The sequence below is a fragment of the Pseudomonas sp. SK genome, from assembly GCF_012975065.1.
Classification (GTDB): domain Bacteria; phylum Pseudomonadota; class Gammaproteobacteria; order Pseudomonadales; family Pseudomonadaceae; genus Aquipseudomonas; species Aquipseudomonas anuradhapurensis.
Genome location: NZ_CP051857.1, coordinates 3,307,152 through 3,328,903, shown reverse-complemented (window position 1 = coordinate 3,328,903; position 21,752 = coordinate 3,307,152). Strand labels below are relative to the sequence as shown.

The window sequence follows — 21,752 nt, the reverse complement described above, 5'->3', positions numbered from 1 at the left end:
GGGTTACCTCACTCGGGTGAAGCGGTTGTGCCCGTTGACCAGCAGTTCCAGTTGCAACTGCTCTGCCTGGTCATTGACCTGTACCTGGCAGTCCAGCCGGAAATGCAGCTCCAGCGGGGTGTAATAATCGGGCACGGCTTTAAGCGCACAGACTTGTATGCGTGGTTCAAAGCGTCGGATGGTGCGGCGGATATCAAGGCTCACTTGTTCCAGCAGGTCGCCGCTGCTCGCATCGTGTCCATTGAAGTCTCGCAGGCCCAGCTCAGGGCTGCTCTGTGAGCAACCTTGTCGGGCGTTGAGCAGTGTTTCGAGATGGCGCTTGATGGCGGCGATCTTGTCAAAGGCGTTTTCCTGCCGGGAGTGCCCGCTGAAAGTGGATTGATCAGCCGTCAAACGGTCAAAAAAGCCAGTCATTGGGTGTCGAGCCGTCCGACCAGCGAGATCTCGAAATTCGCGCCCATGTACTTGAAGTGAGGGCGCACGGCGAGCGAAACCTGGTACCAGCCCGGATCGCCGGCAACGTCCGAGACTTCAACCCGGGCAGCACGCAGTGGACGGCGGCTGCGGACATCCGCTGAGGGGTTCTCCTGGTCGGCAACGTACTGCTTGATCCACTTGTTGAGTTCGGCTTCGAGATCGCGTCGCTCCTTCCAGCTGCCGATCTGCTCGCGCTGCAGCACCTTGATGTAATGGGCCAGCCGGTTGACGATGAACAGATAGGGCAGCTGCGTACCGAGCTTGTAGTTGGTCTGGGCTTGCAGCCCTTCGGGCGTCTTTGGGAAGTTCTTGGGTTTCTGTACCGAGTTGGCCGAGAAGAACGCGGCATTGTCACTGTCTTTGCGCATGGTCAGGGCGATGAAACCCTCTTCGGCGAGTTCGAATTCCTTTCGATCGGAAATCAGCACTTCGGTAGGAATCTTCGCCTGCAACTGGCCCATGGCCTCGTACAGGTGCACTGGCAGGCCCTCGACGGCGCCGCCCGACTGCGGGCCGATGATGTTCGGGCACCAGCGGTAGCGCGCGAAACTGTCGTTGATGCAGCTGGCTAGCAGGAAGGCGGAGTTACCCCACAAGTAGTTGTCATGGCACCCGGCAATGTCTTCTTCGTAGTTGAAACTTTCAATCGACTGTTCCGTGGGGTGGTAGGCGGAGCGCAGCATGAAGCGCGGGCCGGTCAGCGCGACGTGGCGGGAGTCTTCGCTTTCGCGGAAGGCACGCCATTTGGCATGGCGCGGGCCGGCAAAAAGGTCCTTGATCTCCTTGAGGTTGGGCAGATCCTCAAAGCTGCCGAGGTTGAAGAACTCTGGGGATGGCGCGGCCAGGAAAGGCGCGTGCGACATGGCGCCGACCGAGGCCATGTAGCTCAGCAGCTTGATGTCGGGAGAGGAGGGCCCGAAGCTATAGTTACCGACCATGGCCGCCACGGGCTCGCCACCAAACTGGCCATAACCTGCGGTGTAAACGTGTTTGTACAGGCCGCTGCAGGTAATGTCGGCAGCATTTTCGAAATCCTCGAGCAGGTCATGCTTGCTGACATGCAAGACTTCGAGCTTTATATTTTCGCGGAAGTCCGTGCGCTCGACCAAAAGTTTGAGGCTGCGCCAGGACGACTCCAGTTGCTGGAACGCAGGCTGATGAAGAATGGCGTCCATCTGCTTGCTGAGCACCCGATCAATTTCGGCAATCATCTGATCAACGCGGTGTTTGTTGATCAGTTGGTCCGGGTCATTACTTTTCAGGATTTCTGCAATAAAGGCAGAAACACCCTGGCGGGCTACCTGGTAGCCCTCTTGCGCGGGTACCAACTTGGTCGCGGCCATGATCTGGTCGAGCAGGGTAGCGTTGCTCAACGCTTCGCTGGTTGTTTCAACTGCTTGGGTAGTGCTGCTTGGTTTTGGCATCGGACGCTCCGTTATCTCAATCTTGTCGTGGCGCCGCGAGCGCCAATTCGAGTTCTTCGGCGAGTTGTTTGCGCGCTTGCTCGTTATTCAGCAGCTGTTGCAGGTGTTTGCGGAAAGTTGGCACGTTGCCAAGTGGCCCCTTCAAGGCGACCAATGCTTCGCGCAACTGCAACAGCTTATTGAGTTCTGGTACCTGCTGGACAAGCTGGTCTGGGCCGAAATCCTTGATGGACCTGAATTGCAGATCGACCGCCAGCTCTGTGTCGGCTGCGGTGCTGAGCAGGTTGGGTACGGACATGGCCAGGCTGACGTCGGCGTCGTGCAAAACGTTGTTGAACGTGTGTTTGTCAATGCGCATCACCGAACGGTCTTCAAGCGCACGGCTGTCATCCAGGCCGAAGTCGCCGAGGACAAGCATCTTGTGTGGCAGCTCCACTTCGGCCTGTTCATCACGGGTGGCTGAAACGTACTTGATGTTTATACGTTCTTTGGGTGCAACGGATCCCGAGTTTTTAGACATCGGCACATGGCTCTCTAATCAGGTTGTAGGATATTTCCGAATTGTTTTATTTATTGTGGATTCTGTTTGTAGGAAGTTTCATGTGTGGTGTTTTTGGCTCCCTTACTTGCCCCGTGCCTATAAAAACCATGCATGGAAGAACTCCCCTTGGTCGAGGGTTAAGATGTAAATAAATATTTGTTTTGTATGCGCGGCACGCGATGTACTAGGCTCGTGCCGGTTTCGTTTGGAGTGGTTAAGCACGTGAGGGTGTAAGTGGGTATTTACTTGTCAGAAAAACAGTGTGTATGGCCGTGCAGGGCTTATGTATCAATCGTTCGGGTGAACCTGGAATGATATTCCGCCGTGCATGTTACGCATGCGTGCCGTTGCTGTTCTGTCTGCAGCCGGTGTTGGCTGACCTTGATCGCGACTGCCCGCGGATAGTCTCCGACATCGCGCGCCTGGCGTGTTTTGACCGGGCTGCGGGTACTCCGGCACATGCGGCAACCAGACCGTGGTCAGCACAGGAGCAGGAAGCGCCCACGGTGGTGCGGGTAATGGCAAACGAGGCTTCGCGAGCGGCAGATGACCTGACGTTTCGCATCGGTAGTGGCAGTGAAGCCGGCTCAGGACCATCCGAACTGGTGGTCTCGGCGCCTGCCATAGCCTCGAACAACGAGCGCCCCTATCTCGCCATCAGCTGCATACAGAAAATATCGCGGCTGCAGCTGATTACCACGCGGCCCATCGACGCGAGCTGGGTGACCGTGAGGCTGACAAGCGAGGGTGGCGCCACCCGCAACACGCCGTGGCGGGTAATGGAAAACGGCCAGGTACTCGACGCCGGTCGCGGCTTGCCCGCAATCGAACAGATCAGGCAACTGATCGGTGCCCACCGGATAGTGGTGGCGAGCGATCGCAGCGAGGTCGACGGGCTGGTGTTCGATGCCCAGGGCCTGGGTCCGTTGATCGCACAGGCGCGAAGTGCATGCCGGTGGTAGTACAGACATCAGCGGATGAGATCAGTCGGCTGCTCGCCCCGATCGAGCCAGCTGCCCCGGCTGGGTTATTCGATATCGAGGATGAAACCTACCAGGCGATAGACCAGGAGATGGTCAAGCTGGGCGGGTTGCAGGAGGCTTCAATCGACTGGGCCTACATCGAAGAGGCGTCCTGTCAGTACCTGTGCCGACAGTGCAAGCACATGCGGATCGTTGCGAACCTGGGCGCTGCGTGGCTGCGCAGCGGTTGTTGGCAACGTTGGGGGCACACCCTGGCGTTGCTGGCCGGCATGGTCGAAGGCTACTGGGAAAGCGCTCATCCAAAGCCGGGACCTACAGGTTTGCTCGGCAAACGGAAGCTGGTCGGCCTTGTACTCAGTCGCTTGATCGACGCGCTACCGCGCCTTGACCTGTTCACCTACAGCCCTGCCCATGCAGCGGCGGCGCAGGCGGCCCTGACGCGGCTGAAGCAACAGCAGGACGGCGCCCAACTCGATGCAACGGGGTTGGGCGAACTGGAACGCTTGTTACACCTGCAAACGGAGTTGGCCAACGGTGTTGGCGAGGCTGTTGCGCCGACCACGACCGCTGCAAGCAGGCAGCCCGTGCCACTGGCAGACATGATTGCCATGCCAGCGTCGCGGGTTTCCATTGGCAGCGAGCGGGAAACACGGCGTGCCGTATTGACCATGGCCGAGCTCATCAATCAACAGGATCCGTACGATCCGACCGGTTACCAGTTACGTCGTTTCGGCCTGTGGTCGCATATCCAGGCGGCGCCAGCCGTCAGGCAGCGGCACTGCACTGGCCTGATGGCGGTGCCGCCAGAGGTGGTTGCGGGCTACGAAAATCTCGTAGCGGGTACTTCGGTGGACGTCGCGCTACTGCATCGGATCGAGAAGAGCCTCACGGCAGCCCCTTATTGGTTTCGAGGCAGCTTCCTGGCGGCAAGCGTAGCGTCTCAGCTGGCGCTGAACGAGGTCAGCGAGGCCATTCGCAGTACGACCGCGCGTTTTGTCCAGCGCCTGCCTTCGTTGCAGCAATTGTGCTTCAGCGATGGCACGCCGTTCCTCGACGATCAAGCCCTGGCATGGCTGAACGGTTGTCAGGGTGCATCAGCCCAAGGCGCTGCTTCCCAGGAGTTCGGCAGCCTGCGAGAGGAACTCATGGGCCAACTTGACGGCACGGGTGTAGAGCCCGTGCTCTTGAGGTTGCAGGGGCTTCAGGCGGAACTGAACTCGCCGCGCGAGCGCTCGCACACCACGCTCATCGCCGCTGATCTGCTGGCAGCGCGCGGCGTGTCCTGGCTGGCCCGGGACCTATGCGCCGGCGTTGCGCGGACGATGCAGCAAACCACTGCCGATGCGTGGGAGCCCGAGGTATTCCAGCGGCTCCGGCACTACGCGACATCCATCGCATTGGCAGCTCAGAACAAAGATTCGGAGCCCACATGAACCTACTACGCAAACAACTGAAACACTGGGGCTTGCGCCTTGCTATCCGTATCGGCCTGGCGATGCCCTTGCTGCTTGGGCTGGGCGCCGTGCTGATGCTGATCGCCCTCTGGTGGCTCGGCCCGCATTGGACGTGGCGTGAACAACAACCGCTGGCCAACGTCGCACATCGTGTTGTTGCGAGCCTGGGGTTGGTGGTGGTGCCGTTACTGGGCTGGCTTATCGTGTTGCGCAGACGTGTTCGCCGCCTGCAAGCGGCCCGCAAGCAGGCCGTGGCTGTCGCGCTGGACCCCACGCTGGCGCTGGTCCAGGCACAAGAGTACGCCTTGGACCAGAGGCTTGCCTGCTATCTGGACAATGCTGGCGGGCGAAGCGCCTTGTACCGGCTGCCATGGTATCTGGTATTGGGTGATGTACAGGCTGGCAAGAGCAGTTTCATTGATCGTGGCGACCAGAGTTTCTCGCTGACGCGCATCGACAGGGCTCAGGCCCGTGGCGTGCAAGCTCAGGCGCTGGCTTACCCAGTAGGCTGGTGGGTCAGCAACGACGCAGTGATCATCGACCCTCCGGGCGTCTTCATCAATCAGGCTGCAGCGGCGGGCTCGTTGCCTGGCCCTGAGCAGGCTGAAATTTCCTCGCCACCTGAAGCCCCGGCCAGGCTGTGGGAGCACCTGCTGGAATGGCTGCTGAACAACCGCAGTCAGAGGGCGCTGGATGGGCTGGTGCTGGTCATTGACCTGCCTGCCCTGTTGCATGGTAGCTCCGAGCAGCGCCTGGCGTTGGCCCGTATGCTGCGCGCGCGCCTGTACGAGGTCAGTGGCCGGCTGGGCGCGCGGCTGCCGTTGTATGTAGTGCTGTCCAAGTTCGACTTGCTCGATGGCTTCGATCAGCTCTATGGCAGGCTCTCGGCTTCCAGCCGGGAGGAGTTGCTGGGCTTCACCTTCAAACTGGATGCGGCCGGTTCGTCCGATGCCTGGCTGGACGAATGCCGTGGCCATTACGATCGTTTGCTCAGGTTGCTGTTCGAGCAGGTGTTCGATCAGCTTGACGGACTTGACAGGGCGCCGGCGCGCGCACGCCTGTTCTCCTTGCATGCGCAGCTGGTTGGATTGCAGCCGATATTGCTGTCGTTTCTGCGTGAAACGCTGGGCAGTGACCGCTTTACCACGCCCGCCTTGGTGCGTGGGCTGTATTGGTCGTCGGTGGTGCAGCAGGGCGATATGCTCAACGCGTTCGTCCGTGAGGCGGCACAGCCCTACAAGACACAACTGCCCTTGCGTGAAGGCAAGGCGCAGGGCAAGGCGTTGGTCTACTTCATCCAGCAGGCCTTCAGGCGCGTCATCTATCGGGAAGTCGGTCTCGCCGGCGATAACGTCAGGGTGGCGCGCAGCAAGCGCCAGTTGTTCCGGATGGGTTGCGCAGTAGGCATGCTGGCGCTCTGTGTCGCAATCGCCAGTTGGCAGCGCTACTTCGATAGCAATGCGTCCAAGGCCGCCAGTGTGCTCGCCAAGAGCAGGGAGTACAGCCACCGACAGCTGGACCAGCAGCTTGATCCGACAGGGCGCAACCTGCTGGAGCGGTTGGATCAGCTTGGTGATGCAGTGTCGGTGTTTGGTGACTATCGCACTGCTTGGCCAGCTGTTGCTGATGCGGGCCTCTATCAGGGGCACGCCATTGGTCCTCGTGTCGACGAGGCCTATCTGAACTTGCTCGGCAGACGCTTCTTGCCGGCATTGGCCAGTGGTATGGTCGATGCGATGGACGCCGCGCCCCCTGGCAGCGAGCAGCAGATGGCCGCCCTCAGGGTTTACCGAATGCTTGAGGATCGCCAGAACCGCCGCCCCGAATGGGTCGAGGACTGGATGGCCCGCCAGTGGCAGCAAGCCTTCCCGGGCCAGGGGCAGCTGCAACGCGATCTCATGCGACATCTGCACTATGCCTTGGCTTATGCCGACGCCGAGCTGCCCCAGTACCAGCAACGTGTTGCCGAAGTACAGCAGACCCTGCGCAGATTGCCGCTGCCGGAGCGGGTCTATGCGGGCCTCAAGCAGCGCGCTCACGAACAGCTGCACCAGGGCCTGGACCTGCGTCACCAGGTTGGGCCAGCCTTCGATGTGGTTTATCAGCCGGCTTCCGGTGTCATGCACGGGGAGGCTGGCGTAGTAATTGCGTCGATGCTCACCGCCAAAGGTTTCAAGGCGTACGTTGCACCGCTCGGCCAGCGCTTCGTTGAGATGGCGATGATCGACCAATGGGCGCTGGGCGAGCGCGGCCAAATCGAATATTCCGATGCCGACCAGGAGGTGCTTGCTGCTCGCCTGCGCAGCCTGTACAGCAGCGATTACATTGATAGCTGGCGACGGGCACTGAGCGCGTTCTCGCTGGTGGATTTCCGTGATCTGGACCATGCGGTCGCAGTCCTCGAACAATTGACCGGGCCTGCGGCACCGTTGCAACGGTTGCTGGATACAGTGAACGACAACACCACGCTGTGGTCGCCAGCAGACCTGGAGGTGCCAGGCGAGACAGCTGTCCTGCTACCAGTTGGCCGCTCCCCTGAACAGCAGCAGACCTTGGCCATCCAGCGCGCCTTCGCCGGGCTCAGTGGCATGTTGCAAGCGACAGGTGACAAGCCGAGCGGCTACCAAGAAACCGTTGCCGCGCTGGCGGCGGTGCACGCCTATGCCAAGGCGGTGCAGGACAGTCCCGACCGCGGCAAGGCGGCTCTGCAGGCTGTGCGTCAGCGCTTCTCGATGACCGCTCACGACCCGATCGGCGCCTTGCAGCGGTTGGCGGCAGGTTTGCCGGAGCCGCTCAACCAGCAGCTCGGAAAGGTCGCGGAGCAGGCTGCGCAGGTGCTGAACATTCAAGCACTGCTTGAGCTGGAGCGCCGCTGGGATGCTGACGTCTACAGTTTCTTCCAGCAACGACTGGCAGGGCGATACCCCTTCGTGGTGAGAGCACCGGATGCTTCCCTGGAGGATTTCGAAGCGTTTTTCGGGCCCAAGGGGCGGCTGCAGCAATTCCGTGACCAGTACCTCAAGCTGTTCCTCGAGGACAACCTGGAAGCCCTGCAAGCCGGACACCAGCAGCCCTTGATCCGCGGCGATGTGCTCGAACAGCTGGCGCTGGCAGACCGCATCCGCGAGACCTTCTTCGATCAACGCGGAAACCTGAGCGTGCAGTTCAGCATCGAGCCGTTGGGGCTGAGCGCGAACCAGCGTACGAGCCTGCTGGACCTGGACGGTCAGTTGATTGCCTACACCCATGGTCCGAGTCAGATCACCGGCATCGTCTGGCCCAATACGCTGGGGCAGCAGGTGCGCAGCAACCTGACCTTGCTCAGGCAAAACGGCAATAGCAGCAGCTTGGGGTACCGCGGGCCGTGGTCGATGTTCCGCTTGCTCAGTCGCGGCGCGCTCAATGGGCGTACCGCCACCAGCGTGGACCTCAGCTTCCGCACGGGTGATGGCGTGATGCGCTATCGGCTGAACGCGGAAAAAGCCTTCAACCCCATCACCCAGCAACCGTTCAAAGGCTTCCACTTGCCGCGCGGTTTGTTGCAACAGCCAGTCAATGTGGCGCAGGCGACGGTCTTGGACGCGCACGCTTTATGAATCAGCTGTCGGCCAGATCCTCTTGCGCCGGCAAGCCGCTCAATGCTCTGCCGGCCAGGTAACCAAAGGTCATGCCCGGGCCAAGCGTGATGCCGCCACTTGGATAGTACCCGCCCATCACACTGCTCATGTCGTTGCCCACCGCATACAGCCCGGGCAGCGGCTGGGCCGCGTGATCCAACACGCGGGCCGAGGCATCTGTACGCAGCCCGGCGAAGGTGCCGAGGCTGCCCGGCACCAGCTTCACCGCATGGAAGGGCCCGTGCAGCAATGGCCGCAGCGACGGGTTTGGGGTTTGCGTCGGTTCGCCCTGGGCGCGGTTGTAGGCCGATACGCCGCGTTGGAAGGCTGGGTCGTCGCCGACGGCGGCATGCTGGTTGAAAGCGTCCACCGTGCGCTGCAACTGTGCGGCGTCGATCCCGCAACGCAGGGCCAGGAGTGCCAGGCTGGCGCCAGTGTGCAAGTAGCCACGGCGTTGATAAATGCCGGTCGGGAAGGGAAAGGGCTTGGCCCAGCCGAGGCCATAACGGCGCTGTGCACGGTGATCGCAGATCAGCCAGGCTTCCACCGGTTCGCCTGCCGGGGTGGCGGTAAAAAGTGCGTTCATGAAGTCGTGGTAGCAATCGGCTTCGTTGGCAAACCGCCGGCCATCGCGGCGTACGGCAATGAAGCCGGGTTTGCCGCGTTCGATCAGGTGCGGGAAATGGCTGAAGCGGCCATCGCCACGCGGTACCCTGGACACTGGCGCCCATGCAGCGGCATGGGCCAGTGCCGTATCAACCACCGCACCCGCCTGTTCGCCAAGGCGCAGGCCATCGCCGGTGTTTTCAACCGGCGCGGCGGAGTAGTGCCGAAGGCCGTCCGGCGCGTGCGGCATCAGTTGCGCGATGCGTTCACGGTCATGCGGGAAGCCACCGCAGGCCAGCACCACACCACGGCGGGCGTGGATCGCCTGGCCGTCGGTAAAGCGTGCGCCGCTGACCCGCCCTTCGCCCAGCAGGTGGCTGGCCGGCTTGTCGGTCAGCAGCGTTACGCCAAGGTCCAGCGCGCTGCGCAGCAGGCGGGCCACCAGGGCGTTGCCGTTGACCAGTTGCCGGCCGCGACGGTGCAGCAACAGGTCGCGGCCGTGGCGCAACAGGCGCTTGCCCACATGCAACGCCGCCGTGGGCGAGCGGGTGGCGTTGAAGAATGCGGCCATGTCGGCACCGCCGGCAATGCCCATGCCGGCCAGGCTGACGATATCCAGCGGTGGCCGCAGCTTGTGCAGCCAGGGCCCGAGCAGGCCCCCGTCATAGGGCAGTGCGCAGAGCGAACGGCCACCGCGTGCGCTGCCATCACCTTCGCGCATGTCGGGCATGCGGCTGCCGGATTGAAACTGCACGGCGGTGTGCTGCTGGAAGAACGCTACCATCTGCGGGCCATGGCGCAGGAAGGCGCGCTGGCGCGGGTCCAGCTCGCCGACATGGGTTTGTGCACGCAGGTAGCGCTCCGCGGCATCGTCGGCCTCGACGATGCCCTCGGCGAGCGCCAACGGGTTGCGCGGTATCCATAGCCAGCCGCCCGACCAGGCGCTGGTGCCGCCCAGTTGGCTGGCTTTTTCCGCGACGATCACTTGCAGGCCGTGATGGGCAGCAGTAACGGCGGCGGCCAGGCCAGAGGCGCCGGAGCCGATGACCAGTACGTCACATTCGAGGGGTTGCATGATGGTATCGCCCTGGCGGTGGAAGAAGCTGCTACTGCAGCGGTGAAAAGCCGGTAGGCCGCAGCAGCCGCGACTGCAAGCGCAGCACCGCACCCAGCTCGCGGTTGCGCCGTGAAAATTCTGCCCAGCGCGGGTCCGCAGCCATGGCGGCGCGGCGTGCCATACGCTCGTCGAGGCTGGCATAGCCCCAGATGTGCAGCACCTGGTTGGCTTCGCCGAACTCGCTGGTGAAAAAGCCGACAAGATGGCCGAGGTGCTCGCGCTGCACCTCCAGCGCATGGCTTTGGTAAAGGGCCAGCCAGTCGGCCATTTTCAGCGGGTCGAGGGTGTAGGTTCTCAGTTCGTAGTACATGCCGGGTTCTCCGTGGCGGTGGTCGGCGCCTGCAGGCGCGCGGCGATGTGGTTGGCAGCGAGCCAGCCAAAGGTGAGGGCAGGGCCCAGGGTGATGCCGGGGCCTGGGTAGGTGCCTTTCATCAGCGAGTTCATGTCGTTGCCCACGGCGTACAGCCCGGCAATTGGTTGGCCATCGCGGTTCAGCACGTTGGCCTGGGCGTTGGTCACCAGGCCGCAGGCCGAACCAAGGTCGCCGGTGTGCAGGCGGATGGCGTAGAACGGCGGGCTGGCCAGTGGCGCCAGGCACGGGTTGGGGGTGTGCTGCGGGTCGCCCATGTAGCGGTTGTAGCTGTTGCCGCCTTTGCCGAATGCGCGGTCGATGCCATTGCGCGCATCGGCGTTGAATTGTTCCAGGGTCTGCATGAACACCTGCGGGTCGGCGCCGATGGCCTGGGCCAGGGCTTGCGCGGTAGGTGCGCGGTGCAGGTAGCCGGCGTCGATCAGTGCCTGATTGTTCACTGGCTTGGGCCGCGCCAGGCCAAGGCCGTAACGGTTCATCGCCGTGGCATCGCAAACCAGCCAGCAGCTGTCGATGCCGTTGGCGAACATGGTGTGGACGAAGTGGTGGTAGGAGTCGGATTCGTTGACGAAGCGCCGTCCGCCCGCTGTCACCGCGATCACTCCCGGTTTGGCGCGGTCGGTGACCAGGTGCGGAAAGCGTTCGCGCTCGCCGTTGGCATGGCGCAGTTCGGATACCGGCGCCCAGAAAAAATTGGCCGCCATGCCCTGGCCCCGGGCCGCGGCGACGGCCTGGGCAAGGCGCAGGGCTGCGCCGTCATTGCCGGGCGGTGACATGCTCAGGTGCGGCCCGTGCTGGGTTGGCCGGTAGCTGGCGGCCAACGCGCCGGCAGCGAACCCGCCCATTGCGCACACTACGCCGCCACGGGCCCGCACCCGTTCGACGCGCCCTTCACGTTGAACCACCACGCCACTGACGACGCCGCGTTCGACGATCAGTTCCAAGGCCTCGCTGCGCAACCACAGCTGGGCGCCATGCTCGAAGGCGCTGGTCGCCAGGCGCGCGATCAAGGCATTACCGGTGGTAAGCCGCGTACCGCGATGATGGCGCAGGCGGTCGGCCGCGTAGCGGGCCATCAGCTTCAGGCAGTGCCACAGTGAACGGGGCGAGCGGCGCATGCTGAGGAAGTGCTGGATGTCCACGCGGTTGACCATCATGCCGCCGAACAGCAGCATGCCTGGCGGGGGCATTTGCAGGTCCTTGAAGCGCTGGCCAAGGCGCTTGCCATCATACTCGACCATCTCCAGCGCCCGGCCGAACTGGGTGGCGCCGGGGGCGTCCGGGTAGTAGTCGGGCGAGTGTGGGCGCAGCGCATAGCGCAATTCGCTGTGCTGCTCCAGCCAGCGCAGCGCCCGCTGGCCGTGTTCGATGAAGGCATCGACGAGGGCGGGGTCGTAGCCATCGCCGATCACATGCCGCAGGTAGTTGCGAATGGCTTCGGGGGAGTCCTCGGCCCCGGCGGCGCGGGCCTGGTCGGTGCCATACAGCCACACCGCCCCGCCGGAAATGGCCGAGGTGCCGCCAAACTGCGCGGCTTTTTCCACCACCAGTACCTTCAGGCCAAGGCAGGCGGCTGTGGTGGCCGCGGCAAAGCCAGCGGCGCCGCTGCCAAGCACCACCAGGTCAAACTGATGCTGCGCGTGTTCAAGCGTGGGCATGGCTCAGATCTCCAGCGGTGTGACGCCCATGAAGGCGCCCAGGTGGCCGAGTTGGGCAAACGCCATTTCCGGTCCGGTCTGGACCTTGCAGCCCACTTCGCGTGCGCGTTTCAGCAGCGGCGTGATTTCCGGCGAAGTGACCACGTCGGCGACCAGCGTGCCTGGCTGCAAGGTGGCGAGCAGGGCGGCCGACAGCGGTAGCGCTGCGTTGCCGCCCATGCCGACGGGGGAGGCGTTGACCAGCAGATCGAAGCCTTCCAGGGCGTCGACCCGGGTGGCGATCGCAACTTCAGGGAAGGCTTGGCCGAGTAGTTCGCACACTGCGCCCATACGGGCCGTGCAGGGGTCACTGAGCGCCACGCTGGCGATGCCCGCCGCACCCAGGGCGTAGGCGATGGCACTGCCGACCCCGCCACAACCGATCACCAACGCACGCTTGCCCGCCGGTTCGAAGCCATGCTTGCGTGCGGCACCCAGGAAGCCAGCACCGTCGACGTTATCGCCGAGCAGGCGACCGTCACGCTCGCGGCGAATCACGTTGACCGAGCCCAAGGCGGCTGCGCGTTGGCTCAGGCCGTCCAGGCGACTGGCCACGGCCTGCTTGTACGGCACGGTGACCACGCAACCGCGCAGGTTGTGCCAGCCATGCAGGGTGCCGATGAACGCATCGAGCGCGCTTGCCTGCAGGTCGATCGGCAGCATGGCGAGGTTGCATTGGTTGTTGGTGAACCAGGTGTTGAAGTTCTGCGGGGACTTCACCTGGGCAATGGGCGAACCGACGATGGCGACCAGTTCAGTGGAACCACGAATCATGCTGACCTCCTTATTGGCGTTGTTATGGAGGCAAGGGTGCGGCAGGGGTGAACAGTCAACAATGCGCTTGTCGCCGTTCTGATGCGATAATCGCATTGCTGGTGCGTTTATCGCATTGGTTGCTGTTTTTCCTGCCTGCGAGTCGAATAGATGAACTCTTCAGTGATCCACCCCCGCGACCTGATTGCAGGTTTGCAGAAAGGCCTGGCCCTGATGCAGCTGTTCAGCACCGAGCAGCCGCGCCTGAGCGTGCCGCAGGCGGCCAGGCTGTCCGGTCTTACTCCCAGTGCCGCCCGACGGTTCTTGCTGACGCTGGTGCACGAGGGCTTTGCCGAAACCGATAGCCGCGAGTACTGGCTGACACCCAAAGCCTTGCGCATTGGCCAGGCCTATGTGGACTCGGCACAGTTGCCGCGCATGCTGCGGCCGATCGTCGAGCAGGTGGCGCGGCAGACCCAGGAGCATGTGTCGGTGGGTACCCGTGATGGCGACGAGATCATTCACCTGGTACGCAGCCGCTACAGCCATGTGGCCTCGCTGTCGATCCGACCGGGCTCGCGGGTGCCGATGTATTGCACGGCTGGCGGGCGGATCTGGCTGGCCTGGCTGGATGAGCAGGCGCGGGCGGATTACTTTGCGCGCAACCCGCTACAGGCATTGACGCCTTATACCCAGACGGACGGCGGGCAACTGCAAACGGAGTTGCTGCGAGTCCGGGAACAGGGGTTCTGCATCGTCGACCAGGAATTTGAAATCGGCATGCGCGTACTGGGTGTGCCGCTGCTGGACCGCGCCGGCCTATTGAAAGCGACGCTGACCATTACCACCGATGCTTCGCGGTTGAGTGTGGATGAAATGCGCTTGCGCTACCTGCCCAGGCTGTATGAGGCGCAGGCGTTGTTGCGGCCGGTGCTGGGTTGAGCTGAAGGCCCGTTCCAGCAGGTACTGCAGCGACCTCTGCGGCGTGCAGCACCCTGCCGGACGGGCCTGGCTGGCTATCGTTCGATCTGGCGATTCCAGCGCGCGTTCCATTCCGGGCGTTGGCTGTTGACCTGGTCCCAGTCGATGGTCACGGCGGTTTGCAGATACCTGTGCATGGCCTCGACCTGGCCACGGGTCTTGTCGCTGGTGGGGGTGTTGGGGTTGGAGGGGATCTGGTCACCGAGCTCCAGGGCCGGCGCCTGCGCCTCGGGGCTGAGCAGGAATTCCGCAAGCTTCTGCGCCAGCTCGGGCTGGTCGTTGTTGGCCGTGACGCATTCTGCCTGGTTGAGCACCACGGCGCCTTCCTTGGGCGCGGCGTATTCGACCGGGATGCCTTTGAGCTTCAGTGCCGTCACCTGGGTGGGGGTAAGCGGGAACAGCGCGGCTTCGTCGGTCTGGACCATTTCCGAGAGCTTGGCCGAGTTGGGGATGTACTCGAGCACGTTCGGGCCAACCTGTTTCTGCCACGCCGTGAAACCTGGGTTGACATCGGTATCGCTGCCGCCCTGCAGGCGGTTGTACATCAGGAAACCGTGTAGGCCGAAGGTGGATGACGCCAGCGACTGGAAAACCACCTTGTCCTTGAACCGCGGGTCGGCCAGGTCGTTCCACGAGGTGGGTGCGGCCCAGCCTTTCTCCTTGAACAGCCGGCTGTTGTAGGCAAGCCCGGTCACGCCCAGGCTGACCGCGGCGGCCTTGTCCTTGATCAGGGCTTTTTCCGGCAACTGCGCCAGCGTCGGGTTGGGCTTGAGCGTGCTGCACAGGCCCATGCCGATGGCGCGGTACATGATGCCGTCGTCCAGCACCATCACATGCACCGACGGCTTGTCCGGCGTGGCCTGGACCTTGGCCAGGATGTCTGCCGAGGTGCCGGGAACGATCACCACCTTTACCCCGTTGGCCTGCTCGAACCTGGGCAGGATGCTGTCGCTGAACAGCCGTTCCATGGTGCCGCCGTTCATGCCCAGGTACAACGTGGGTTGGGCCATGGCGGGCAGGCAGGCGAACAGGCCGGGCACGGTGCTGAACAGGGCGAACAGACGTTGCTTGTGCGTCATGACAGGTGTTCCTTGTAGTGGTGGTTGGGCTGAAAACGCTGGATGGAAAAGGCCGCCAGGCTGATTGCCGGCGCGCCGAGCAGGATGCATTGCGCCAATGCTTCGCCGGCAGCCGGGCCAATCTGGAAACCTGCGCCGGCAAAGCCGAAGCCGTGCAACAGGCCTGGCTGGCGCAGGCTGGGGCCGAGCACCGGTTCGTCATCGGGCAGGTAGCCTTCGGTGCCGCTCCAGGTGCGGATGGCCTGGGCACCGGCCAGCGCCGGGTACAGCTCGGTGGCGTTGCGCAGGATGTCGAGCAGCGCCGCCTGGCCCGGGCGTGAGGTGGTCGGGGTCAAGGCAAAGCCGCGACCGCCGCCGAGCACACAATTGCCCCGGGCCACCTGGCGGGCATAGATACCGCCGCCTTCGACCCCGGTGCTGGCGGTCATGAACAGCGGTAGCGGCTCGGTGACCAGCATGGCCGGGTGGGCCGCGCTCAGCGGCACCGGTTCGCCGAACTGCTCGGCCAGGCGTGCCGACCAGGCACCGGCGCAATTCAGCAGCCAGGGCGCCTTGAAGCATTGGCCGGTGCTGGTGCGCACATGGAAGCGTTGGCCGTCGTGCTCTACCGCCAGCACCTCGCACTGCTCGTGCAGCCGGGCGCCGCTGTCGCGGGCCGCCTGGGCGAAGGCCGGTGATACCAGGCGCGGGTTGGCATGGCCATCCTCGGGGCAGTACGAGGCACCGACGGCGATGTCGCCGACCCAGGGGAAACGCCGGCGCAGTTCCTGGCGTTCCAGCAATTGCAGGCGCAGGTCGAAGGCCTGGGTATGCCGGGCATAGGCTTTCAGGGCATTGAAGTCGGTTTCGCTGCGCGCCAGTTTCAGGTGGCCGCTGCGGCTGTATTCGCCATCGATGCCGATCCACTCGTGCAGGCGCCCCCAGATGGCATGGGCGCGCATCGCCAAAGGCAGCTGGGCCAGCGAGCGGCCCTGGCGGCGGACACCGCCGTAGTTCACCCCGCTGGAATGCGAGCCGCAGAAGTCCCGTTCGAGCAACGCCACCCGCTGGCCACCACGGGCCAGGTTCAGTGCCGCGCTGCTGCCGACAATGCCGGCGCCGACGACGATGGCGTCCACTTCGATCAGCGTCATGGCTTTATCTCCAGGCCAAACGGCAGTGGCTTGACCGGCGCCTGGCCGCGCAAACGCCCGATCTGGTCGAGTGGGCGGCCGCTTTCGCAGGCGATCAGTTCGGCCGCGGCGGCACCGCACACGCGGCCCTGGCAGCGGCCCATGCCGACCCGGCACATGGCCTTGACCCGGTTGATGTCCCAGTGCCCGGCGCGCACCGTGGCGCGGATCTCGCCGGCGCTGATCTGTTCGCAGCGGCACACGGTGAGCTGGTCCGGGGCGTGCCGGGCCCACTGCTCGGGGAACGGGAAGGCCTGCTCCAGGCCCTGGCGGAAACGCTGCAGGGTGGCCAGGCGCTTTTCCAGCTGCTGCTGGCGTTGCGGGTTGCCGGGCTGGCCAAGGTCGGCCAGCAGGCTGAGGGCGGCCAGCTCACCGCTTAGCTCGGCGCCGTCGGCACCGAGAATGCCGGCACCGTCGCCGGCCAGGTAGACACCGGGGCGCGATGCCCGGCCCTGGGCGTCGCGCACGGGTAGCCAGGCGCGATTGAGGGCGTTCCAGGCGAACTGACAACCCAGCAGGTCGGCCAGCTGGGTTTCACTGCGCAGGGAGTGGGCGAAGGCCACGGCGTCGCAAGGCAGGTGGTAGTGCTGGCCGTTGCGTGACCAACGCACGCCGCTGGCGCGTTGCTGGCCGTCGATGCCCAGCAGGGTCACGGCCTGATGCACCGGCACACCGTGGGCGGCCAGCCAGGCGCGGTAATACAGGCCTTTGGCGAAGGTGCCCGGCTGCAGCAACAGGCGTGGCAGGGCACGGGCCTGCGCGCTGAATGGCGACGTATCGAGTACCGCGCTGACCGTGGCGCCGGCCTTGGCGTACTGGTAGGCCACCAGGTACAGCAGCGGCCCGCTGCCGGCCAGCACCACCTGGTCGCCGATGGCGCAGCCCTGGAACTTCAGGGCGATCTGCGCCGCGCCCAAGGTATAGACCCCGGGCAGGGTCCAGCCCGGTATCGGCAACACCCGGTCGGTGGCCCCGGTAGCGACGATCACCCGGTCGAATGCCAGGCGGTCGGCCAGTTGGCCCTGCTGCAAGGTGTCGAGCACCTGCCGTTCGGCATTCCATACCAGGGTTTCCGGGCGGTAGTCGATGTGTTCACGTAACTGCTCGAGCGTGCTGTGCAGGGCCTGGGCCTTGCCCGCCTCGAAGCCATACAAGGCTTTGCCCGGGCGCTGGAAGTTGGCCGGTTGCTGGCGGTAGATCTGCCCGCCGCCGCGGCTGGCTTCGTCCAGCAGCACCGGGCGCAGGCCATGCGCTACCAGGGTCTGGGCGGCGCGGATGCCCGCCGGGCCGGCACCGATGATCACGATTGCACTCATGCCTGGCGCCCCGGATCGCGGGTCACGCACTGGCCGGGCTCGAGAAAGGTCGAGCAGGCCCGCACCCGGCGGCCATCCTGCAGGCGCACCCAGCAATCCTGGCAGGCACCCATCAGGCAGAAGCCGGCGCGTGGCTCGGCGCTGAAGTCGCTGCCGCGCAGGTGCCCGGCATTGGTCAGGATGGCGGTCAGCAGGGTGTCGCCACGCATGCCCCTGGCCGGTTGGCCGTCGAGCAGGAACGGCAGTGGCTCGCGGTCGTGTTCGGCCACGCGCTTGAACAGCGGCATAGGGGCACTCCTTGTCATTGCTTGCCCACCAGCACGCGGTCCAGGCCGTACACCCGGTCCAGGGCGACCATGGTCAGCGCGGTGACGGCGATGACCAGTGCCGAAACGGCGGCCATCATCGGGTCGATGGATTCGGTGGCGTACACGTACATGCGCACCGGCAGGGTCTGGGTGGCGGGCGAGGTGACGAAGATCGACAGGGTGACTTCGTCGAAACTGTTGATGAATGCCAACAGCCAGCCGCCGGCCACGCCGGGCAGGATCATCGGCAGGGTGACCTTGCAGAACAGCGTGGCGCGGCCGGCCCCCAGGCTCTGCGCGGCCTGTTCGGCACTGCGGTCGATACCGATGGCGGCGGCCAGTACCAGGCGCAGCACGTAGGGGGTGATCACCACCACATGGGCGAATACCAGCCAGGCGAAGGTGCCATTGACCCCGAGCAGGGCGAACAGCCGCAGCAGGGCCACGCCCAGCACCAGGTGGGGGATGATGATCGGCGACAGCAGCAGGCCGTTGAGCCAACCCTGGCCGGGGAAGCTGTAGCGGGTGAGCGCCAGGCCCGCCGGTACGGCGATGAGGGTGGCCAGCGAGGCCGCCAGCGCTGCGAGCTTCAGGCTGTTGTAGAACGCATCGAGGAAATCGGCACGTTCGAAAACAGCGTGGAACCAGCGCAGCGAAAAACCGGCCGTAGGCAGGCTCAGGGTGTTTTCCGGGGTAAAGGCCACCAGGCACACCACTACCAGCGGGGCCAGCATGAACAGCATCACCAAGGTGTGAAAGGACAGGGCCAATGGGCCGTTGCGGGTCATGAATTCAGACTCCAAGTGCACGTTTGTAGCGGCGTTCGACCAGCCGGTTCCAGCTGAGCATCACCAGCAGGTTGATCAGCAGCAGGGCCACGGCGAGGGTGGCCCCCATCGGCCAGTTCAGTTCGGCCAGGTACTGGTCGTAGATCATGGTGGCGACCATCTTCAGCCGGCGCCCGCCCAGCAGGCCGGGGATGGCGAACGAACTGGCGGCCAGGCCGAACACGATCAGCGTGCCCGACAGCACACCGGGCATGATCTGTGGCAGCACGATGCGGCGGAACACCGTCCACTGGCTGGCGCCCAGCGACAGCGCGGCCTGCTCGGCAGCGGGGTCAAGCTTCTGCAGCGAGGTCCACACCGGGATGATCATGAACGGCAGCATCACGTGGACCAGGCCGATGATCACCGCGAACGGCGTGTACAGCAGCTTTACCGGCTGCCCGCCCAAGGCGCTGAGGCCCTGGTTGACCAGGCCATCGGCACCCAGCAGCAGGCTCCAGCCAAAGGCCCGCACCACGACCGAAATCAGCAGCGGCGTCAGCACCAGGATGAGGAAGATCGAGCGCCACGGCGGGCCCATGCGGCTCAGCACCAACGCCTCTGGAATGCCGATCAGTACGCACAGCAGGGTGACCACGGCGCTGATCCACAACGTGCGGAAGAAGATCTCGTAATAGTAGGTATCGGTTATCAGGTTCAGGTAGTGGCCCAGGGTGTACTGGCCGGCCTGGATGCCGCTGCTGTAGTCGAAGGCGTTGAACGACAGCAGTACGGTCAGCCCCAGGGGCACCACCAGCAAGGCCAGGAACAACAGCAGGGCCGGGCTGCTCAGGCCGTAGCCCCAGGCGCTGCTGCGCAGCTTTGCCGTAGTCATGCCGCCACCTCGTCGGCGTTCAGCACGCGCAGCAGGGCATCGTTCCAGTCCAGGCCGACCTGGGTCCCTTCAGCCAGCGGCATGCTGCCATCGTTGGCACGCACCACGGCCAGGTTGCCCAGGGCGGTGTCGACCCGATACAGCCATTGGCTGCCGAGGAAGTAGCGGCAGCTGATGCAGCCGGCGAGCTTGCCGCTGCCGAGCGGGCCGAGGCTGATCTTTTCCGGGCGCAGGCTGAGGGTCAACGGGCCCTGGGCCTGCGCCTGCGGTTGCCCGCCCGGGCCGGTCACACCACGCAGGCGGTTGGCCTTGCCGACAAAATCGGAGATGAATGGCGTGCCAGGGTGCTCGTACAGGCGGTAAGGGTCGTCCACCTGGGTGATGCGCCCGGCCTCCATCACCACCACCCGGTCGCTGATCGACAGGGCCTCGGCCTGGTCGTGGGTGACCATCAAGGTGGTGATGCCAACCTCGTTCTGGATGCGGCAGATCTCGAACTGCATTTCCTCGCGCAGGTGCGCGTCCAGGTTGGACAGCGGCTCGTCCAGCAGCAGCACCGGCGGCTCGATCACCAAGGCGCGGGCCAGGGCGACACGCTGGCGCTGGCCGCCAGAGAGTTCGCGTGGGTAACGCCCGGCCTGCTGCTGCAGGCGTACCAGCGCCAGGGCCTGGTCGACGCGACGGGCGATGTCGGCATTGGCCACCTTGCGCATGCGCAGGCCGAAGGCGACGTTGTCACGCACGGTCATGTGCGGGAACAGCGCGTAGCTCTGGAATACCACCCCGAGGCCGCGGCTGGCCGGCTTGGCATGGGTGATGTCGCGGCCATCGAGAACGATGCGGCCGCTGGTGACCTCGACGAAGCCGGCAATCATTTGCAGGGTGGTGGTCTTGCCGCAGCCGGAAGGGCCAAGCAGGGAGACGAACTCGCCTTTGTCGATGGCCAGTGACGAACTGGCCACTGCCTCCGTGGCGCCATAGCGCTTGCAAAGCTTGTCGATCAACAGAAAGGTCATGGCTGTGCTCCATCGCAAACGGAACCGGGGTCAACCGGCAGTTTCAGGGTGGGCAGAGCGCCAGCGGCGAAAAGCAAGGCTTTTACGGACGTTGGCGCTCGCGGCAGTGGCGGCGGCCGATGTTGTGATATCGCCCTATGGACCGGAGAGTAGGGCACTGATTAGGATGGCGACAAAGGGTAATTTCACTGAGTGACAGCTATTTTGAAATTATTCCACTGAATGAAATTGCCTAGGGGTTTAGGGGAAAATGGATTCCGATAAGCGAAATACGCAAGGCAAGGAAGTTGGCGTCAGTGCGGTCTCCCGTTTGTTCGCCGTGTTGCGCGCGCTGGGTGACTGTGGTGGCGAGGGCGAGAAGGTCAGCCAGCTCGCGCAGCGGGTCGGCCTGGCACAGCCGACCACGCACCGCTTGCTGCGCAGCCTGATCGAAGAGGGCATGGTCGACCAGTGCGCAACCAGCAAGCGCTACCGCCTGAGCCTGGATTTCTTTGCCCTGGCGGCCAAGGCCGGGCAGGCCGGCAACCTGCGCGACGTAGTGCGCCCCAGCCTGTTGCGGCTGTCGGCCTCGCTGGGCGACTCGCTGTTCCTGCTGGCGCGCTCGGGGTTCGATGCGGTGTGCCTGGACCGCAGTGAGGGGCCGTACCCGATTCGTACCTTCACCGGAGATATCGGCGGCCGTGTGGCGTTAGGGGTGGGGCAGGGCAGCCTGGCGATCCTGGCCTTCCTGCCCGAGGAGGAACGTGACGAGGTGATCCGTTACAACCTGCCGCGCCTGAAGGATTTCCACCATTACGACGAAGTCATGCTGCGCGCCGAAATCGATAACGTGCGCAGCCTTGGCTATGCCGGGCGCAATACCGGTGTACTCGACGGCATGGCCGGCCTGGCGGTGCCGATTCTCGACCGCAATGGGCATGCCGTGGCGGCCCTGAGTGTGGCGACCATCAGTGACCGCCTGGGCCCCAACCGCATGCCGACCGTGGTGGCACTGCTCAAGCGCGAGGCGGCGGCGGTAGGCGAGCGGATCAACCCGTTCGACCCGGTGCTGCGTCGGCCTTCGCATGTGTTTGGTTAGGCTGCGGATCCAGCATAGGGTGCCAGGCACCACGTCGCCTGCTTCGCGGATAAATCCGCTCCTACAGTTGACGCGGTACCTGTAGGAGCGGCTTCAGCCGC

At 64.3% G+C, this 21,752-nt stretch carries 19 protein-coding genes; 5 read left to right on the top strand and 14 right to left on the bottom strand.

Annotated features, from left to right (window positions below; translation table 11 throughout):
• Positions 1-3: 3 nt before the first annotated feature.
• Genes tssE through tssB form a run of 3 tightly spaced genes read right to left on the bottom strand, consistent with a single transcriptional unit; the run spans position 4 to position 2,421 of the window.
• Positions 4-414 carry a type VI secretion system baseplate subunit TssE gene (gene tssE / locus HG549_RS15235; RefSeq protein ID WP_170030334.1) on the bottom strand — a complete coding sequence of 137 codons (411 nt, stop codon included), beginning with the start codon at positions 412-414 and terminating at the stop codon, positions 4-6.
• Entirely contained in the window at positions 411-1,901 is a 1,491-nt protein-coding gene (tssC, locus tag HG549_RS15230) for a type VI secretion system contractile sheath large subunit (protein ID WP_170030333.1), read from the bottom strand. The genes tssE and tssC overlap by 4 nt, the downstream gene beginning before the upstream one ends.
• A 16-nt stretch (positions 1,902-1,917) precedes the next feature.
• Entirely contained in the window at positions 1,918-2,421 is a 504-nt protein-coding gene (tssB, locus tag HG549_RS15225; protein ID WP_170030332.1) for a type VI secretion system contractile sheath small subunit, read from the bottom strand.
• A 362-nt stretch (positions 2,422-2,783) separates the two neighbouring features.
• On the opposite strand from tssB, the gene vasI reads away from it, so the two are divergent.
• From vasI to tssM, 3 genes are read left to right on the top strand one after another with little or no spacing between them, the layout of a single operon-like run.
• A complete protein-coding gene (gene vasI, locus HG549_RS15220) occupies positions 2,784-3,404 on the top strand; it encodes a type VI secretion system-associated protein VasI (RefSeq protein WP_256665905.1) in 621 nt (206 codons plus the stop codon).
• Positions 3,392-4,858, top strand: coding sequence for a type VI secretion system protein TssA (tssA, locus tag HG549_RS15215; RefSeq protein ID WP_170030330.1), 1,467 nt, complete (start codon positions 3,392-3,394; stop codon positions 4,856-4,858). Before vasI ends, tssA begins: the two co-directional genes overlap by 13 nt.
• On the top strand, positions 4,855-8,475 hold the full coding sequence (gene tssM, locus HG549_RS15210; protein WP_170034194.1) for a type VI secretion system membrane subunit TssM: 3,621 nt from the start codon (positions 4,855-4,857) through the stop codon (positions 8,473-8,475). Before tssA ends, tssM begins: the two co-directional genes overlap by 4 nt.
• A 1-nt stretch (position 8,476) precedes the next feature.
• Here the strand turns inward: tssM and HG549_RS15205 are convergent, their stop codons facing one another.
• The 4 genes from HG549_RS15205 to HG549_RS15190 are packed head-to-tail and all read right to left on the bottom strand — an operon-like array spanning position 8,477 to position 13,060.
• Positions 8,477-10,177, bottom strand: coding sequence for an FAD-dependent oxidoreductase (locus tag HG549_RS15205; RefSeq protein WP_170030329.1), 1,701 nt, complete (start codon positions 10,175-10,177; stop codon positions 8,477-8,479).
• A gap of 31 nt (positions 10,178-10,208) precedes the next feature.
• Positions 10,209-10,529 carry an NIPSNAP family protein gene (locus HG549_RS15200; protein ID WP_170030328.1) on the bottom strand — a complete coding sequence of 107 codons (321 nt, stop codon included), beginning with the start codon at positions 10,527-10,529 and terminating at the stop codon, positions 10,209-10,211.
• A complete protein-coding gene (locus HG549_RS15195) occupies positions 10,514-12,247 on the bottom strand; it encodes an FAD-dependent oxidoreductase (RefSeq protein ID WP_170030327.1) in 1,734 nt (577 codons plus the stop codon). The genes HG549_RS15200 and HG549_RS15195 overlap by 16 nt, the downstream gene beginning before the upstream one ends.
• 3 nt (positions 12,248-12,250) lie before the next feature.
• On the bottom strand, positions 12,251-13,060 hold the full coding sequence (locus HG549_RS15190; RefSeq protein WP_170030326.1) for a shikimate dehydrogenase: 810 nt from the start codon (positions 13,058-13,060) through the stop codon (positions 12,251-12,253).
• A gap of 150 nt (positions 13,061-13,210) precedes the next feature.
• Between HG549_RS15190 and HG549_RS15185 the strand changes: the two genes are divergently transcribed.
• Positions 13,211-13,981: an IclR family transcriptional regulator C-terminal domain-containing protein gene (locus tag HG549_RS15185; RefSeq protein WP_170030325.1), complete on the top strand. Its 771-nt coding sequence runs from the start codon at positions 13,211-13,213 to the stop codon at positions 13,979-13,981.
• 74 nt (positions 13,982-14,055) lie between these two features.
• On the opposite strand, the gene HG549_RS15180 is transcribed toward HG549_RS15185, so the two are convergent.
• Genes HG549_RS15180 through HG549_RS15150 form a run of 7 tightly spaced genes read right to left on the bottom strand, consistent with a single transcriptional unit; the run spans position 14,056 to position 20,573 of the window.
• On the bottom strand, positions 14,056-15,099 hold the full coding sequence (locus HG549_RS15180; protein WP_170030324.1) for an ABC transporter substrate-binding protein: 1,044 nt from the start codon (positions 15,097-15,099) through the stop codon (positions 14,056-14,058).
• Positions 15,096-16,232, bottom strand: a complete 1,137-nt coding sequence (locus tag HG549_RS15175; protein WP_170030323.1) for an FAD-binding oxidoreductase — start codon at positions 16,230-16,232, stop codon at positions 15,096-15,098. The genes HG549_RS15180 and HG549_RS15175 overlap by 4 nt, the downstream gene beginning before the upstream one ends.
• Entirely contained in the window at positions 16,229-17,587 is a 1,359-nt protein-coding gene (locus tag HG549_RS15170; RefSeq protein WP_170030322.1) for an NAD(P)/FAD-dependent oxidoreductase, read from the bottom strand. Before HG549_RS15170 ends, HG549_RS15175 begins: the two co-directional genes overlap by 4 nt.
• Positions 17,584-17,874, bottom strand: a complete 291-nt coding sequence (locus tag HG549_RS15165; RefSeq protein ID WP_170030321.1) for a (2Fe-2S)-binding protein — start codon at positions 17,872-17,874, stop codon at positions 17,584-17,586. Before HG549_RS15165 ends, HG549_RS15170 begins: the two co-directional genes overlap by 4 nt.
• 14 nt (positions 17,875-17,888) lie before the next feature.
• A complete protein-coding gene (locus HG549_RS15160; protein ID WP_170030320.1) occupies positions 17,889-18,683 on the bottom strand; it encodes an ABC transporter permease in 795 nt (264 codons plus the stop codon).
• Positions 18,684-18,687: 4 nt separating this feature from the next.
• The gene (locus HG549_RS15155) at positions 18,688-19,557 is read right to left on the bottom strand and encodes an ABC transporter permease (RefSeq protein ID WP_170030319.1); all 870 of its coding nucleotides are present in this window, start codon (positions 19,555-19,557) and stop codon (positions 18,688-18,690) included.
• The gene (locus HG549_RS15150; RefSeq protein ID WP_170030318.1) at positions 19,554-20,573 is read right to left on the bottom strand and encodes an ABC transporter ATP-binding protein; all 1,020 of its coding nucleotides are present in this window, start codon (positions 20,571-20,573) and stop codon (positions 19,554-19,556) included. The genes HG549_RS15155 and HG549_RS15150 overlap by 4 nt, the downstream gene beginning before the upstream one ends.
• A gap of 250 nt (positions 20,574-20,823) precedes the next feature.
• Here HG549_RS15150 and HG549_RS15145 point away from each other — a divergent pair, with 250 nt between their 5' ends.
• A complete protein-coding gene (locus tag HG549_RS15145) occupies positions 20,824-21,651 on the top strand; it encodes an IclR family transcriptional regulator (protein WP_170030317.1) in 828 nt (275 codons plus the stop codon).
• The last annotated feature ends 101 nt before the right edge of the window (positions 21,652-21,752 follow it).